The organism is Bacillus sp. HNG, from assembly GCF_003400205.1.
In the GTDB taxonomy this organism is placed as follows: Bacteria; Bacillota; Bacilli; order Bacillales; family Bacillaceae_L; genus Ferdinandcohnia.
The window spans coordinates 325906-341512 of the sequence record NZ_QUQV01000002.1; the positions used below are offsets into that span (position 1 = coordinate 325906).

The following is a 15607-nucleotide window of genomic DNA, read 5'->3' on the forward strand; positions in this document are numbered from 1 at the left end:
GTATCATTATAAAGCTGTATAAAAATTAAATCAATTGTATTTTTATAAAATATCTGATTTTTTTGCGCAAAAAAAAACAGTAAGTGAAGTTGATTTAAAATCAACCTCCACTTACTGGTGGTATCAAAGCTACAGTATCTCCTGCTTTTACAATATCTTCATCTATTGCATACTCTTCATTTATAGCAAACATGATTTGATCAAGATTTTTTATACCATTTTCATTAGCAAGCTTCTCTTTAAGAGATGAAATGGTTAGCTGATCTGCATGAATCGAGAGCCTTTCAGTTCCCGCCATTTCCTGTAAATGGGCAAAAAATAATATCGTAATCATCTTAAATCCTCCTCTTCAGGTCGGCCAGTTGCATATTGTTTCGTTTCTAACTGATCTCCAATCCACATTTCCCCGTCTTCCCAATGTTCTTTTTTCCAAATAGGGACGATTTGTTTTATACGTTCGATTGCATATTCATTTGCTGCATAGGCATCCTTACGATGTGGTGTGGAAACTGCAATGACGACTGCTGCTTCAGAAATATCCAAACGCCCAATTCGGTGGGTAATCGCCGTTTTCGCTTCTGGCCATCTTACCGAAATTTCTTCACCAATTTGAGCCAGCTTTTTTTCCGCCATTGGAATATACGCATCATATTCTAAATAAAGGGTTCTTCTCCCCCTAGTAAATTCGCGAACTGTTCCAATAAAGGTCGTAACTGCGCCAGCTTCACGTCGAATGACCTTATTTGTCACCTCTTCAACCTGAATCGGCTCATTCGTTATTTTAAATAAATCATTATTATTCATTGATGTACCTCACTATAAATCCAGTTTAAATAATTCTCTTCTTCGTTGATAAGAAAAAGAGGAAACTTAATTTGAATCGGTATCCAGCTTATAACCGCAACAATATTTGTTAACGAATTTAAGAGTTCGATATCCTCTTCTCTTTTAATTAAGACGATTTTGGGATATTCTGCGCTTTTATATCCTTCAATTACTATCATATCATTTTCAAAAAAAGCGTAAAGCTGAATTAGCTTCTCGAGCGGCCATTTGGAAGTCTTCGCTTCAAGCTGCAGGCTCCCTCCACCCTCTACAATCGTTGCAGACGCTCCTGCTCTAAAGTGGCGGGAAGAATCTTTTTCTTGATGAAGACTTTGTAAGCTACTTTGATGCCCATGATGCTTAATAGTAGCAATTTGATAACCTAAATCAGTACCTTTTTTTACGATTTTTTCAACGAGTGTCGTTTTCCCACTATTTTGATACCCAACGACTTGGAGAAGTGGAAACCTTATTTCCAAGGCCATATACTTCCTTCCTGGTCCTCTAGGTACAATACGTCTACTTCATCACCTTTTCTAAATCCTCGCGTTCCACCTGGTAAAACCATAAACGCATTTGCTCCAGCTAGTGAGGAAACGACATTTGATTTATCTAGACCACTTGGTGTCACTACAAGTTTTCCATCCGAAAAACTGATTTTACTCCTTACAAATCTCGTAAATGGATTTGGTTTTGGAAAGTCGGCATCGAGCTCAGCTTTTAGTTTTAAAAGATGCGGGTTGGTAGAAAATAATCTTGTTCGGACTACCGGTCTAACGTATAATTCGAAGCCAACATAACAAGCAGAAGGATTTCCAGATAATCCAAACAATAACTTACCATGTAATTGAGCAACTGTAGTAACACTTCCCGGTCTCATTGCAATTTTATTAAATAAGACTTCCGCACCTAATTTTTCATAAATCGCAGGAAGGTAATCATAATCCCCGACAGAAACTCCGCCAGTCGTAATTAAGATATCCACTTCATCGATTGCATTTTTGATTGCCTCAAAGCAAAGATCAAAATCATCGGGGAGTTTTCCGAAATACTTTGGCTCTGCACCCGCTCTTTCAATTTGTGCACTTATCATATAAGCATTGCTATTTCGAATTTTTCCAGGTACAAGTTCCTCATGGACATCAAGCAGTTCTGTTCCAGTCGCATAAATACCAACAACTGGTTTCTTAGCAACTTCAACTTGATGGTAGCCAAAGGTGGCTAAAAGTGCTTTAACGCCAGGATTAATAAAGACGCCTTTTTCGACTAAGACGGAACCTTTTTGGGTATCTTCACCTTGAAACGATACATTATCGCCAGATTTAAATGGTCGCTTTATCGACATGAACTTCCTACCATCACGTTCATATTCAGTTGTTAATTCAAGCATGACAACTGCATCACATTCTGTTGGCATTGCTGCACCCGTCATGATTCGAACAGCTTGAAAAGCCTCCACCTTTTTCGTTGCAACAGACCCAGCTCCAATTTCTTCAATTACTTCAAATTCTATCGGATTTTCTAGTCCCGCATTTGTTGTATCCATTGCCCGAACAGCAAAGCCATCATATGGTGAACGATCAAAGTGTGGAACATCATGGTCAGCAATTACGTCCTCCGCTAAAAAACGTCCATAACTAGCTTCTATTGATACTTTTTCCTTTGTCCCTGTACCTGCAAATTCCATTACTCGCGATACTGCTTCTGGAACGGGTATGGGTGTTCTTCTTTCGACCATCATTTTCACTCACTTTTTATCTACTTTTTTCCTATTGTAGTATATATTAGAAAAAACCACTACTTTCTTGCTGTCATTTCATTAAGTTGAACGATTCCTTCTTCAAGTTTATCATCGACAACTTTGGCGTCCGTAATATGTTGGGTAATTAAATCGTTGGCATTATCAAACAACTCTTTTGTTGTTGAAATTTCTTGCATAACATCCTGTGAATATACCTTTTGTTCCTCAATCGTATCTAAAACAGAATGTACCTCTTTTTGGACAGTCTGAATGACAGACATAATATAATTAAATTTTTCAGTTGTATAAATGCTTGCATCAACCCCTGAATGTACAAGGCTTGTACTATTCGTTGTTGATAGTAAGGTTTCGTCAATTTCTTTTTGGATTGCTTTTGTAAGGGCACTAATATGCTCAGTACTTGAAGCGGTACTCTCTGCAAGCTTTCTTACCTCAGCCGCAACGACTGAAAATCCTTTTCCTTGCTCTCCCGCTCTTGCCGCTTCAATTGATGCATTCAATGCTAATAAATTCGTTTGGTCAGCAATCTCCTTAATGACTTGTACGATATTTTCAATTTCCTTTGATCGATTATTTAAATGGTTCATTTTTTCAGATGTATCACTTAATTGGGAACCAAGTTCTTTCATAATAGATTCCACTTCTAATACTTGTTTTTTTCCTTCACTTGATTTTGCAACCATGTCTTCAGCAGCTAAAAGTAATGTTTGTCCATTTTCATATAATTTAGCAGAGTTATGATAGGATAATAGACTAAGCTCATCAACTCGGTCGAATTTAGACTTAATGTTGCCAACCAACTCTCCTAGAACATGATGCTGACCATTTACATGCTCGTGCTGTTCGATTGTTGCTACTAGCTCTTCGTAAAAATTTTTAAAAAACAAGGATGTATTTTCTTTCTGTTGTTCTGTTTCCTCTATTAATACTTTCATATCCTGTTTAAGTTGTTTGTTTTCTTTCTCAAGCCCTACAATATATTGTTTACGAATAAACATCGTTATGACATCTCCTAAGTAGCAATCTCTATTTGGCATTATCGTACCAAACTTACTCCCTTTTAACCTGTGATGCTCATCACATTTATCATCATTGATGACGTTTTCTACATATGTGTGATACGTATCACCTCATTCTTCCTTTTTAACAGCTATTCTATAAGTAGTTTACAAAATAGGAGGTAAGATCATGGAACAAACTTTTACAGAACAACATATCATTGGAGAAATTGTAACTGAGTTTCCGAAGGCTGGAGACCTATTCAAAAAACTTCGAATAGATTTTTGCTGTGGTGGTAACAGACCACTTATAGATGCCATAGAAGAAAGAAACCTTTCAATAGATGAGGTTTTGTCAAAATTAAATACTCTTTATCAAGAAATGAAAGAATTAAATGAAAAAACAGTGGATTGGAAGGCTGCAAGCTTTTCTGAATTAATTGACCATATCGTAAATAAACATCACCGCTATTTAAATGAAGAGCTTCCGCAGCTTAGCCCATATGTAACAAAGGTTTTGAGAGTACATGGAGGAAATCATCCACATCTTGCTAAAGTGCATTCACTGTTTAATCAATTAAAGGTCGAGCTTGAACAACATACCATTAAGGAGGAAGCAGAGTCATTCCCTCTTATTCTCAAATTTGAAAACGAACCAACACCTAAAAATCATGAATTAGTGAAAAAACATGTAGCTGATCTAGAAGGTGATCATGACGAGGCTGGAACTATTATTAAAGAAATCCGTGACATTACAAATGACTTCCAACCACCAATTGGTGCATGTGGAACATATCGCCTAGTCTACCAACGTCTTGAAGCACTTGAAGCAGACCTATTTCAGCATATACATTTAGAAAACAATATCTTATTTCCAAGAGCAGCTACAGGAAGTTAATTAAGAACATATAAAGTAGAACAAAGCTTGCCTTCAATTGTGTGGCAAGCTTTTGTTTCGGGTTTTAATAATATAAAAACCGTATGTTTCACATTTATTTAAATGTTGGAACAGATGATCGTTCCGATGGAGTAGAATTTATATTGAATAATTTACGTTTATCACTTTTAATCTTAACAACTGGTTTTCCAATAAAAACACGCCCAATAAATAGAATACAGATTACTAGACCTAAGATTAACAATGCTTTTCCAAGCTGCTGCTGAGCAGACACTAAATAATTATTACAAAGTCTTGCAGGTATCACTAAATAAAGCCAACTCATCACAAAAATCTTAGAAATGAGGTTTGCCCAAATAAAGGATTTGCTAATCGGACCAAGCAGATGCCAGCTATAGTACAATAATACCCCAACAATCAATGAAAGACTTATATATTTTGCAGCTTCCATGTATGGGTCATTCAATGCGGCATCCATAGCTCGAGGCAACATCCAAAATCCACCAATCGAAAATATCACAATAATCCCCGCAAGCCCATTTTGGTTGAAGTAAAGTAAAAAGCTTCGCCATTTTATAGGAAACCCTTTAGCAAGAAAATAGCCACCCCCTACTAATAATGGATATTGAATGAACATAGTTCCTACCATGCTCTCTTCTAGCAATACCCTTACGTATGGGAAAGAAACGAATAGAAGTAAAAGTAGTCCAATCAATAAATAACGTAAACGGTCCATATTTCACCTCTAAAATAGAAAAGAATCTAAGTATTCCACCACAGTTTGTGGTGTTTGGTAATCAAAGATATTTGTTAATTTTCCATCTGGGTTGATAACATAAAATGCTGAATTATGCTCATACCCTCCGTATTCATTCGGAATAACAATTACTTCAAGTGTTTTTAACACATCCTGTAATTCCTGCCCGTCCTGAATCGTTGCCATTTTCCACTGTTCCCCATCTGCTCCAAAATGGTTTGAATAGGATTTTAAAACCGATGGAGTATCATTCTCAGGGTCAAAACTTATACTTACCAGAACAACTTCTTTTCCTAGAACCTCTTTAGGAATGTTTTCGTATATTTCAGCAAAGTTCCGTTCCAAAACTGGACAAACATCCCCACAACTTGTATACATGAAGGTCAAAAGTGTGTATTTCCCCTCTAATTCCTGTAAGTGGAAAGTCTCTGAATTAGAATCGATTAATGTTGCAGAAGGGAGCTTTGGCTGCTCCCTTTCTAATTCAATAATTCTTGCTTTCTCTGCTGTAAAAGCTCGAAATCCATCTGTACCTATCCAAAGTAAAGTAATACCCGCTATAAGTGCAAATAGAATTCCAACACTTTTACGCAACATGGCGTTCTGATCCTACTTTTCCTTGATACTTATAATCTATTGACCTTGAAAAATTCCAAAACCGAATAACAAATGTCAAGACAGCAAGGACGATAAAGATACCAAAGATTACTCCCATACGGTCATATGGAATCCATTCAGGGAAATGCTCAGCCCATCTTCTTGGCGCTCCTACTTTTCCAGAGAAAAGGAACGATCCACATAATCCAATGAAGAACATCGTGTATACCCAAAAACTAATCGTATCTAGCGCAGTTTCTTTTTCTTTTCCATTCACTTTCGCTAGGTAATACATGAATCCAAATAACATAGCTGTTGCACCTAATCCCATATACATATGGAAATGCCCTGGTACCCATTTTGTGTTATGCATCACATGGTTTACAACAATCGTTGCATCGACAATTGCAGGTACGACACCAATAACCCAACCAAACATGGATAAAAACATAAACGATGAGGCAATGTCCCACTTAATACCTGAACGATATACAATCATTAACGCACCATAAGCTGTGACAACTAATACTGGTAATCCATTTGCATATGAAAGCACCTGACCGATAATGATCATCCACTTTGGCATTGCAAAATCCATTAACAAGTGGTGAGAATAAATCGTAATTGTAAATAATGTTGAAAAGTTCCACGCAATTAGAAATGGACGATTTGCTTTCCATGGACGATTTGTATAGGCTGCTAAAATTTCATAAACCGCAATAACACCCATGTAAATGATCGAGTTTGCAAAGATGTGTCCAAACGCATATGTTAGATTTTTCGCAAGCATTGGATCAATTGAGATACTTGGAATAAATAGATTTATAAGGTTCATAATTAGTACTGTTGCTCCGGCAATTAATGCAGTGGTGTTTACAATTGAAACCATTGTACTAGCTACGACAGCCGCTGGCGGACCATAGCCTTTTTCCTTTCCAAATACAATTGACCAGCCTAACCCTCCGCCTAAGCTTCCATATTGTTTAATAATTGCTCTAGCTACATCTAAATTTAGTAATAAAAATCCTACACCGAGTACAAGCATACCGCCCAAATAAAGTGCTGCTCCCGTAACTGCCCATCCACCAGCAGAGATAGATGGTAGCGGATATAAGAATGTCCAAGCTCCTGCAAAGTCAAACACGAATATTCCTACTAACACCATGACGACTCCGATGATAAAGGTGATGAAATTCGTGATTAGAATACTTTTGCTTAATTGTACATATTTACTAAGGAAGTACCACATAACAGCAGCTGCAGCTAATGCAGCTGCACCAATCATACCTGTTCCATGGACAGTCATGATTTCATAAAAAAATCCTGGGTCTACATCAATCATTTTTCCTTGTGCAAGAAGCATCAAAACTCCAAATACCATCATTGATAAAATGATTAACCCACCTGCTAATAGATACAGAGCAATCGTTTTGTTTCGGGAGTTATTTGTCGCTCCCATTCCAATATTAGTAGACATTGTTAACCCCCTCCTTAATTTGTTACGACAATTTCACCAATCATGAGATGGTGACCAAGTCCACAGTATTCCATACATAAAATTTGATACGTACCAGGCTCCGTGAATGTGTAGAAAACAGTGTTTGTATAATCTGGCATTGCCTGGGTTTGTGCTAATAAATTCATGTCTTTGTCGTAGATTCCAAAGCCGTGGTTAACATCTGTGCTTGTGATATCAAATTCGATTGGTTCCCCCACTTTGAATTCAGTTTGGCTCATTTTCCAGCCGAATTGAACAGCTTCCACATCAACAATAACTGGATCTTCTTCCTGTCCATATACTGGTCTTTCAAACGGAAGATCCTGCAGTGTAAAATAAGTTGCAGTTCCAAATACAACAAGTAAAGCAATGAAATAAATCGTTCTAAAGCGGTACCATTTTTTCTGGATTGAATCATACTCTTTTCGTCTATTTGTTTTTAAGACAACGGTAATAAAAATAACGGTAATTAAGGTCATTAAAATAATAGAAAGATACCAAGCTGCTGTTTGGTACAAAAGAACCCCCTCCTAAATTCTCTGTTCAGCATGATTCTCACATATTGTTCAACCTTAAATCTGTTAAGTTTGTCACAAAATGGTTGGAAAACGAAAAAAGACACATTCTTGTCAAGAATGCATCTTTTCTTTGTTTTATTTTATTAAATAGGTTGACGCGAGCATTAGAAAGGAAATAAAGATAGTCGTTAGGACCCATAACCAAGCTAGTTCCATATTCCCACTATCGATTGCAACATAGATTGCTGTTGGCAATGTTTGTGTTTTACCTGGTATATTTCCAGCAAACATGAGGGTTGCACCAAATTCACCAAGTGCACGAGTAAAGCTTAAGATCCCACCCGTGACAATTGCTTTAATTGATAATGGTATGGAAACGTAAAGGAATATCCGAAATTCATCTGCACCGTCTGTCCTAGCAGCATCCTCAATATCTGGGTTTACGGATTGAAAGCCTGTTTTCACAGATTGATACATGAGCGGGAACGCCACGACTGTAGAAGCAATAACTGCTGCCCACCAAGTGAACATAATTGGTTGACCCGTTACATTTTCAATAAATGTTCCAACAAAACTATTTCTTCCAAATATCACTATTAATAAAAAACCTACTACTGACGGGGGAAGAACAAGCGGCAGCATGAATAATGTTTCAAGAATGAGTTTTCCTTTAAATTTCCTACGGGACATCCATTTCCCTGTGACCAAACCAAGCAGTAAGACAATACAGCCCGCGGTAATAGCAATGGATATTGAAAGTTTAATAGGTGACCAAAATAGCTGTTCCATGACTTTGACCTCAATTGTTAAAAATTGTTCATAATTGATATATTCCTTATTTTACAAGCATTTTGAAGCTTTTTTACACTAAGTGTGATTTATTATACACCGCAGTAATAACTAACATTATATTATTTTATTAAAAGTAATTGTTCAAAAGGAGGATGAAAAGGACCGCGTCGACAAGAGCGCCACATCCTGTGGCATTGTCGACACTAGCACGTCCTGTGCGTCGAAATTTCAAGGCGGTGCAGCTTTGAGTACCGGAGCGTATGCAGTTAATACGTGAGGAACGGAAAAGCAAGCCAACGCGCTTCCACAGGATGTGGTGACTTCGACGTTCGACACAGGACGTGTCGGCATTTAGTCGAAGTTCCTCTATTCGATGTGTCATTTTCACCGGACTTTTTGAACATCCTCTTAACCAAGTATAGCATTCCTGCTTAGGAAGGTGGTACCTATGAGTCATTTGACATTACAAAAAGCAAAAATATCAGATGAATTAACAGAGCTTATGAAATCAGCTAATCACGTCATCCAAATAGAAAAAGGAACGTATTTATTTCGGGAAGGTATGAAGGCTTCCGAACTTTACCTCATTCTTTCTGGGCGTGTAAGGGTTAGCAAAGGAACATCTGATGGAAGTGAATTATCCCTTCGAGTTTGTAGCCAAAATGAAATCGTTGGAGAGTTGACATTATTCACCGATCAGCCGAAATATTTATTTGATTGTCTAGTTTTAGAAGATAGCGATATTGCTGTTATTCAAAAGGATGACTTAGAACGAAAACTTTTTGAAAATACGAATCTTGCATTTGAATTTATGAAATGGATGAGTGATCATTTCCGAAAAACACAAACGAAGTTTAGAGATCTTGTTTTATTAGGTAAAAAAGGAGCTTTATATTCCACCTTAGTTCGCATGACCAATAGTTATGGTGTTCACAAAGAGAATGGAATCTTGATAGACTTACACTTAACAAATCAGGAGCTTGCCAATTTTTGCGCTACCACAAGAGAAAGTGTAAACCGCATGCTGCATGAATTGCGTGTTCTAGGGGTCATTTCTGTCACCAAAGGCTATATTACGATTCACGATCTGGCATTTATTAAAAAGGAAATCCAATGTGAGGATTGTCCAGCAAAGTATTGTAGCATTGAATAAAGTCGCTACAAAGACCCATGGGGATCCCATGGGTCTTTTGGGTTCTAGGACAGGTGCTAACCGTCCTCAAATACAAAAGCCAATCACTTTTGAAGGATTGACTTTTTTCCGCATGTTCCTATTTACCGAACCTTTATTGAAGTGTTTTTTCTTTTTTCCGAAGTGCTTCTGGGATATATACACAGAATGGTTCGCTCTCCATGTAATCTCCAGTCATCGCATATGCACGAGAACGTGATCCACCACAGACATGTCTGAATTCACATACCCCACACTTCCCTTTATACTTATCTGGATTACGCAGATCTTTAAATATTGGGGATTCACGATAAATTTCTGCTACTGGTGTCTCACGCACATTTCCGGCTTTTACAGGAAGTAATCCACTCGGATACACATCTCCAATGTGAGAAATAAAGACAAATCCATTACCATCGTTTACACCTTGAGGCGCTCTTCCTAGTCCATCAATTTGGCCAGTTTTCCCCTTCATAAGTGCATCTTCATAGCGAATATGTTTTTCCGTATCCTTCGTCTCACGCAGTTTTGATTGAATCACAACCCGACGATAATGCTGCGCTGCTGTTGTCTTTATATCGAATTTAACACGTTTACTTAAATCATATAACCAACGGAAAACCTTTTCGTGTTCAACTGGAGAGATCATATCGGTTTCTTTACCACGACCCGTAGGTACAAGGAAAAAGACGCTCCATAACACACAGTCAAGGTCCTCAACCAATTTTGCCATTTCATCTAAGGCATGGACATTATATCTTGAGATGACCGTGTTGATTTGTATTGGTATTTCAAGTTCGTGTAAATATTTGATGGCTCTCATTGTTAAATCAAAAGAACCTTTTGTTCCCCGAAAATGGTCATGAATTTCTGCAGTTGGTCCATCTAAGCTAAAAGCCCAACGTGCTAAGCCTACTTCTTTTGCCTTTTGAATGGCTTCCTTTGTAACATTTGGTGTTGCACTTGGTGTCATTGAAACACGGACACCTTTTTTAATCGCATAATCAGCAATATCATATACATCAGGGCGCATTAATGGGTCCCCACCTGTGAACACTAGCATTGGATTATTCATCTCATATATTTGGTCAATTAACTTTTTACCCTCTTCAAAAGAAAGTTCTCTAGGGTCTCTCGTATATTGTGCTTCTGCACGGCAATGTAAACATTTTAATTGGCAAGCTCTTGTAAGTTCCCAAATAACAATAAATGGGTCTTTATTATAGTCTCTTTCAAACATGAGGCAAACCTCCTTTTTTAATGTCCACATTTTAACACTATAAAAAAGTGAAGAATGTGAGGTACATCACAGGTTAAGGAGGTGTTTGAAAATGTTCACAATTAGAAATATGATATGAGGTGTTCAAATTAATGTGAAGAAAAGTTACATGTAATTGAGGGTTAAAACAATGGCTACAAGTAAATTTGGAGCCCCCAAGAGGAAAAATAGATAGGAATATCGAATTCTTTTTTTGCGGTCTCGTTTGGTTTCGGTGTAGTAATTTGCTCTTGCCCGATCTCCACTGATAAAAGAATCAGAAACGATTCCCGCAAGCAGGAAACAAATAATCCCAAGTGTCCCAGAAATAACTGAATATGTTTCAAATTGTCGAGTAGACAAACCAATGATTAGTAGAAGTCCAGAGGTTAAAATACCTAAAACTAAGCCTACTCTCAAACATGATCCCTCCTTTTCAAAATATCTAGTTTTATTCCTATTTTATCGTACTTTTCTGATAATTATGATTGTGTTAAGTAAAATTAATTAAGAAAGCCAATTGACTATGGTTGTTAAATTGGCTTTTGCTGTACTTTTTTATATTCATTTTGGTCATTGATATTTTCAAATTCCATTCCTTTAAGTTGAAGGTCATGGTTGGTTACGAATTTAACATTGCAAGCGTCTAATAAATCGCTCATTTTAAAATGTTGAATTTTTAGCAACTTTTCTATTCTCTTTGCAACCCTACTGTGGTAAACAGCGATTAAGGGCTGTTGGCGATCATTGATAACCGGAACGACAGCATCAATCCTTTGGTCATTTGTATAAGTGATTAGTTGCTTCACAAGTTCATTAGTCACAAAAGGGGTGTCACAAGGTAAAACAACAAACCAATCTGACGGTACTTTTTGCATGGCGGTGAGCATACCAGCAAGCGGCCCATTCCCTTTATATTCAGGTAAATCCTGAATTACCTCTACTGAGGTTTGATGTTGAAATTGTCTTACTAATGTGGGATGACTTACAATAATAAGCTTTCTCACATTCCCCTCCAACGCCTCGATAGCATATTCATAAAAGAATTTACGATGAAGTTTGGCAAACGCTTTATGGCTCCCAAACCTTCTTGACTCTCCACCGGCTAAAAGGATACCTGCGATTTTTGATTGATCCATCTTGAAACTTCCTTTTACTTTTTTCATCATAGTAGCACGAAAGGAACAGTCTTCCAAATAAAACTTTTCCAATTATAAAAAAAGATGCAGACTACGCCGTAAATTGACATTGCCTACACCTTTCTCGATATTAGTATCCTGATTAATTTTTATTTTTTTCCGATTGCAACGCGCCATACATCAGGGCCTTGTTCAAGGTATTCCCAAGTGAATTCATTATCGCGTTCCATCATGAATTGATATTGGAGTGGTCGTGGATCATGGTCATTTGTTAGCTCCATGATTTCACCTGGTTGCAAACTATCAAATGTTCTAAAAATTGTAGGGTGCTTATCCTTCGGTGCGTAATCTGGTGCATTTACTTTTGCTGCAAATACCATATTAACATTCCTCCTTTTGTTTTATGGGTCCATTGTATCTAGTCTCTTCAGTAATTGTAGTGAAACTTATCACTATGTACGTATGTTTTTAATCATATGTCTAAAAAAATATGCGATAATGATAGAGAATCTTTAAACGCCACGTAAACATCTTGTTATACCTCATGAATTGTGGAGTCCAAAAGAATTAACGGGGTGAAAAGATGAAAGAATTTGTTGGTACATGTAAGGAATGTGAGAAAGAAATTTATTGTTTAGATGGATTTATTAATGGTGTTGTTTTAGATGATAAAAATGGAATACTTTGCTTTGATTGTGCCGAAGAAAAACAAGTTGACTAAGTTAGGAGAATTTCTCCTAGCTTTTTTTGTGTCTATTTTTTAAACATTGATTTTGTTTCTTATCACCTATGATGTATATCACAGTTTTAAAAACAAGGATTGCTACACTAAATACAGAGTTGCCTAAGGTAATGTAAATCAAATAAGGAGTGAGCAAGATGGGGATAACATCCATTCGTGAACAATTGAAAGGAGTTCCCTTGTTTCGGGAATTAACCTCGGAAGAACTTGATCCAATTGTTGAAATTTCACAGTCTCGTTTATATAAACAAAAGATGTTTATTTTTATGCAAGACGATCCACTTGATCGTGTGTTTTTCATTCAATCCGGAAAGGTAAAAATTTATAAATCTGATATGCACGGGAAGGAACAGATTGTATCCGTACTTGAAGCAGGAGAAATGTTTCCACATGCTGGATTTTTTCGAAAAGGTGGGTATCCTGCACATGCAGAAGTAATTGAGGAATCGAACATTATCTACACCCCCATTGATCGATTTGAAGAAATATTACTAAAAAATCCTGAGCTTTGCATCAAAATTTTTAAAGTGTTAGGTGAAAAAATCATCGACCTTCAAAAGCGACTGGAGGAACAAATCCTACTAAATACACAAGAACAAATTATCATGCTTTTACTTCGTTTATGTAGAAGCAACGGAGAAAAGATCGACAATCGCTTTAAGCTAACTACTCAATTTACAAATCGTGAACTTGCTAACATGATTGGTACAACACGTGAATCAGTAAGCCGGACAATTTCAGTATTGAAGAAGAAACATATCGTAGACATGACTCCTGATGGATATTACCTATTGGATCATATGAAGCTACATGATGAGATTTTTTAGCCCCCCCAAAGGAAATGGTGATTTCACTTCATTTTTTCTGATACTTGTGATTCAAGTCACATCGTTTCTCATTGAAAATGATTATCATTAAGTTATAACCGTTATATAAGGGGGATATCAATCATGGATTCAAAAGTTGTAGAAGTAGATGTTAGGGAAGATCTTAAAAATAAAATTGAGCCTTTTCAAAAGATTATGGAGGCGATTAAACCTTTACAGGATGGAGATATATTCATATTACACGCACCTTTTAAACCGACTCCTTTATTTCCAATTTTAAAAGTAAAAGGATTTTCAAATGAGGCAGAGCAAATTGATAAAAAACATTGGAAGGTTACCTTTACAAAAAGAGGTGACAAGTAATGCAATTAGATAATCGAGGTCTTGAGCCTCCTACTCCAATGATGAGGACATTGAAAGCTCTCGAAAAATTAAATAAAGGCGACACTCTGACGATTATCAATGATCGCCGACCGATGTTCTTGTATGAACAGCTGGATGAATTAGGCTACAAACATACGACAGAACCACATCCTGATGGCGGCTTTCAAATTGAGATTACGAAGTAAGGAGCTGCTTGTTAATGATGCCTCAATTATCAAATGAAACAGATATAAGGCTGCCACTTTCCTTTATTATCTTTAGTGTTGTGGCCTTGGTCACATCTCAGGTAATCCTGTTATTTAATGGACATGTGGTCATTGATGGGAATTTTCGCACCTTTCCCCTCCTTTCGTCTGCCCATTTATTGATTTTAGGATGGGCCTTAATGGTTGCGATGGGAGCCATGTACCAGCTTGTGCCAGTAGCCTTTTTAACGCCAATTTGGAGTGAAAAGTTTGGGTTTGTTCAATTTTGGGTAACAGCAATAGGGTTTGGTGGTTTTGGAATCACCCTTTCCTTCTCACCAACTTTGTCTATTTTTACAGGGTCACTTGCTGTTACTGGTATATTGCTATTTCTCGTACAAATGTTTATGACGATGAAAAAGCAAGCCAAGAAGAATATTTTAACTTTATTTGTTGGTAGTGCTCTCATTTGCTTACTACTCACAATCACACTTGGAATTCTATTAATTGTCAATCTAGGAGCTGGAATCGCAGATTTAAATCATCTTGCTGTATTAAAAAGTCATATTTTACTTGGAATTGCAGGATGGTTTACATTTTTAATTTTCGGTTTTTCCTATAAAATGGTCCCTATGTTTTCGTTAGCACATGGCTTTTCAATGAAACCCGCTAGATGGGTCTATATCGTGTATGGCATTGGCCTTATTGTTACTATTAGCAGCTTTATAACTGAGAAAAACATGTTATTACAGGCAGGGATGAGCATACTGTTTGCAGGATTCGCTCTTTTTTCTTACCACATTACAACGATTATCAAGGTAAGATTGAAGAAAAAGCTGGATAAACCATTTACATTTTCATTAATTGCAATTGGATTTGGCTTAGTGATTCACTTTTTCGGAGCGATCCTTTCATTCCTACCAGGTTATTATCAGATGTATGGTATACTTATTTTTCTTTACCTCTTCTTGTGGATTGCAAACAGCATTCTTGGCTACTTATATAAAATTATTCCTTTTCTGTGGTGGACACACAGGTACAGTAAGCTTATTGGAAAAAGAGATGTACCGACTTTAAAACAAATGATTGATGAAAAACTGGCAATTCCGATTTTTTCTTGCTTTGTTGCTGGTTGTCTTATCGTCGTTTTATCGATAGCATTCGGGCAATTGCTTATTTTTTCGATTGGCCAAAGCCTAGTACTTGCTTCAACTTTATTTTTCAGTTATAGCATTATGAAGGTACTTTTTAAATAA

21 protein-coding genes are annotated in these 15607 nt (G+C 36.9%); 7 read left to right on the plus strand and 14 right to left on the minus strand.

What is annotated here, in order from left to right:
• Nucleotides 1-100 precede the first annotated feature (100 nt).
• The 5 genes from moaD to DZB84_RS04950 are packed head-to-tail and all read right to left on the minus strand — an operon-like array spanning nucleotide 101 to nucleotide 3624.
• On the minus strand, nucleotides 101-334 hold the full coding sequence (moaD, locus tag DZB84_RS04930; protein WP_116351149.1) for a molybdopterin converting factor subunit 1: 234 nt from the start codon (nucleotides 332-334) through the stop codon (nucleotides 101-103).
• Complete coding sequence (locus DZB84_RS04935) at nucleotides 331-804, minus strand: molybdenum cofactor biosynthesis protein MoaE (protein WP_116351150.1); 474 nt, start codon at nucleotides 802-804, stop codon at nucleotides 331-333. The genes moaD and DZB84_RS04935 overlap by 4 nt, the downstream gene beginning before the upstream one ends.
• Nucleotides 801-1310 (minus strand): molybdopterin-guanine dinucleotide biosynthesis protein B, encoded by a 510-nt coding sequence (mobB, locus tag DZB84_RS04940; protein ID WP_116351151.1) that lies wholly within the window; start codon nucleotides 1308-1310, stop codon nucleotides 801-803. Before mobB ends, DZB84_RS04935 begins: the two co-directional genes overlap by 4 nt.
• Nucleotides 1295-2563 (minus strand): molybdopterin molybdotransferase MoeA, encoded by a 1269-nt coding sequence (locus tag DZB84_RS04945; protein ID WP_116351476.1) that lies wholly within the window; start codon nucleotides 2561-2563, stop codon nucleotides 1295-1297. The genes mobB and DZB84_RS04945 overlap by 16 nt, the downstream gene beginning before the upstream one ends.
• 59 nt (nucleotides 2564-2622) lie before the next feature.
• Complete coding sequence (locus DZB84_RS04950; RefSeq protein WP_411266254.1) at nucleotides 2623-3624, minus strand: methyl-accepting chemotaxis protein; 1002 nt, start codon at nucleotides 3622-3624, stop codon at nucleotides 2623-2625.
• 151 nt (nucleotides 3625-3775) lie between these two features.
• Here DZB84_RS04950 and ric point away from each other — a divergent pair, with 151 nt between their 5' ends.
• Nucleotides 3776-4483 (plus strand): iron-sulfur cluster repair di-iron protein, encoded by a 708-nt coding sequence (gene ric, locus DZB84_RS04955; protein WP_116351153.1) that lies wholly within the window; start codon nucleotides 3776-3778, stop codon nucleotides 4481-4483.
• Nucleotides 4484-4577: 94 nt separating this feature from the next.
• On the opposite strand, the gene DZB84_RS04960 is transcribed toward ric, so the two are convergent.
• The 5 genes from DZB84_RS04960 to modB form a co-directional block, all read right to left on the minus strand.
• A complete protein-coding gene (locus DZB84_RS04960; RefSeq protein WP_116351154.1) occupies nucleotides 4578-5219 on the minus strand; it encodes a hypothetical protein in 642 nt (213 codons plus the stop codon).
• A gap of 9 nt (nucleotides 5220-5228) precedes the next feature.
• Nucleotides 5229-5837 (minus strand): SCO family protein, encoded by a 609-nt coding sequence (locus tag DZB84_RS04965; RefSeq protein WP_116351155.1) that lies wholly within the window; start codon nucleotides 5835-5837, stop codon nucleotides 5229-5231.
• Nucleotides 5827-7314 (minus strand): cbb3-type cytochrome c oxidase subunit I, encoded by a 1488-nt coding sequence (locus DZB84_RS04970; RefSeq protein ID WP_116351156.1) that lies wholly within the window; start codon nucleotides 7312-7314, stop codon nucleotides 5827-5829. Before DZB84_RS04970 ends, DZB84_RS04965 begins: the two co-directional genes overlap by 11 nt.
• A 14-nt stretch (nucleotides 7315-7328) precedes the next feature.
• Nucleotides 7329-7853 (minus strand): cupredoxin domain-containing protein, encoded by a 525-nt coding sequence (locus tag DZB84_RS04975; protein ID WP_116351157.1) that lies wholly within the window; start codon nucleotides 7851-7853, stop codon nucleotides 7329-7331.
• A gap of 135 nt (nucleotides 7854-7988) precedes the next feature.
• Nucleotides 7989-8642 carry a molybdate ABC transporter permease subunit gene (gene modB / locus DZB84_RS04980; RefSeq protein WP_116351158.1) on the minus strand — a complete coding sequence of 218 codons (654 nt, stop codon included), beginning with the start codon at nucleotides 8640-8642 and terminating at the stop codon, nucleotides 7989-7991.
• A 451-nt stretch (nucleotides 8643-9093) separates the two neighbouring features.
• Here modB and DZB84_RS04985 point away from each other — a divergent pair, with 451 nt between their 5' ends.
• Nucleotides 9094-9798, plus strand: a complete 705-nt coding sequence (locus DZB84_RS04985) for a Crp/Fnr family transcriptional regulator (RefSeq protein WP_116351159.1) — start codon at nucleotides 9094-9096, stop codon at nucleotides 9796-9798.
• A gap of 133 nt (nucleotides 9799-9931) precedes the next feature.
• Here DZB84_RS04985 and DZB84_RS04990 read toward each other — a convergent pair whose 3' ends face one another.
• From DZB84_RS04990 to DZB84_RS05005, 4 genes are all read right to left on the minus strand, one after another.
• A complete protein-coding gene (locus tag DZB84_RS04990) occupies nucleotides 9932-11056 on the minus strand; it encodes a TIGR04053 family radical SAM/SPASM domain-containing protein (protein WP_116351160.1) in 1125 nt (374 codons plus the stop codon).
• 144 nt (nucleotides 11057-11200) lie between these two features.
• Entirely contained in the window at nucleotides 11201-11494 is a 294-nt protein-coding gene (locus DZB84_RS04995; RefSeq protein WP_116351161.1) for a DUF5316 domain-containing protein, read from the minus strand.
• A 113-nt stretch (nucleotides 11495-11607) separates the two neighbouring features.
• Complete coding sequence (locus DZB84_RS05000) at nucleotides 11608-12213, minus strand: molybdenum cofactor guanylyltransferase (protein WP_189655148.1); 606 nt, start codon at nucleotides 12211-12213, stop codon at nucleotides 11608-11610.
• 149 nt (nucleotides 12214-12362) lie between these two features.
• On the minus strand, nucleotides 12363-12593 hold the full coding sequence (locus DZB84_RS05005; RefSeq protein WP_116351163.1) for a DUF2249 domain-containing protein: 231 nt from the start codon (nucleotides 12591-12593) through the stop codon (nucleotides 12363-12365).
• Nucleotides 12594-12796: 203 nt separating this feature from the next.
• On the opposite strand from DZB84_RS05005, the gene DZB84_RS24825 reads away from it, so the two are divergent.
• From DZB84_RS24825 to DZB84_RS05025, 5 genes are all read left to right on the plus strand, one after another.
• Entirely contained in the window at nucleotides 12797-12934 is a 138-nt protein-coding gene (locus DZB84_RS24825; protein ID WP_189655149.1) for a hypothetical protein, read from the plus strand.
• A gap of 158 nt (nucleotides 12935-13092) precedes the next feature.
• Nucleotides 13093-13782 (plus strand): Crp/Fnr family transcriptional regulator, encoded by a 690-nt coding sequence (locus tag DZB84_RS05010; protein ID WP_116351164.1) that lies wholly within the window; start codon nucleotides 13093-13095, stop codon nucleotides 13780-13782.
• 123 nt (nucleotides 13783-13905) lie between these two features.
• Nucleotides 13906-14145: a DUF2249 domain-containing protein gene (locus DZB84_RS05015; RefSeq protein WP_116351165.1), complete on the plus strand. Its 240-nt coding sequence runs from the start codon at nucleotides 13906-13908 to the stop codon at nucleotides 14143-14145.
• The gene (locus DZB84_RS05020; RefSeq protein WP_116351166.1) at nucleotides 14145-14351 is read left to right on the plus strand and encodes a DUF2249 domain-containing protein; all 207 of its coding nucleotides are present in this window, start codon (nucleotides 14145-14147) and stop codon (nucleotides 14349-14351) included. Before DZB84_RS05015 ends, DZB84_RS05020 begins: the two co-directional genes overlap by 1 nt.
• 14 nt (nucleotides 14352-14365) lie before the next feature.
• Complete coding sequence (locus DZB84_RS05025; RefSeq protein WP_116351167.1) at nucleotides 14366-15607, plus strand: hypothetical protein; 1242 nt, start codon at nucleotides 14366-14368, stop codon at nucleotides 15605-15607.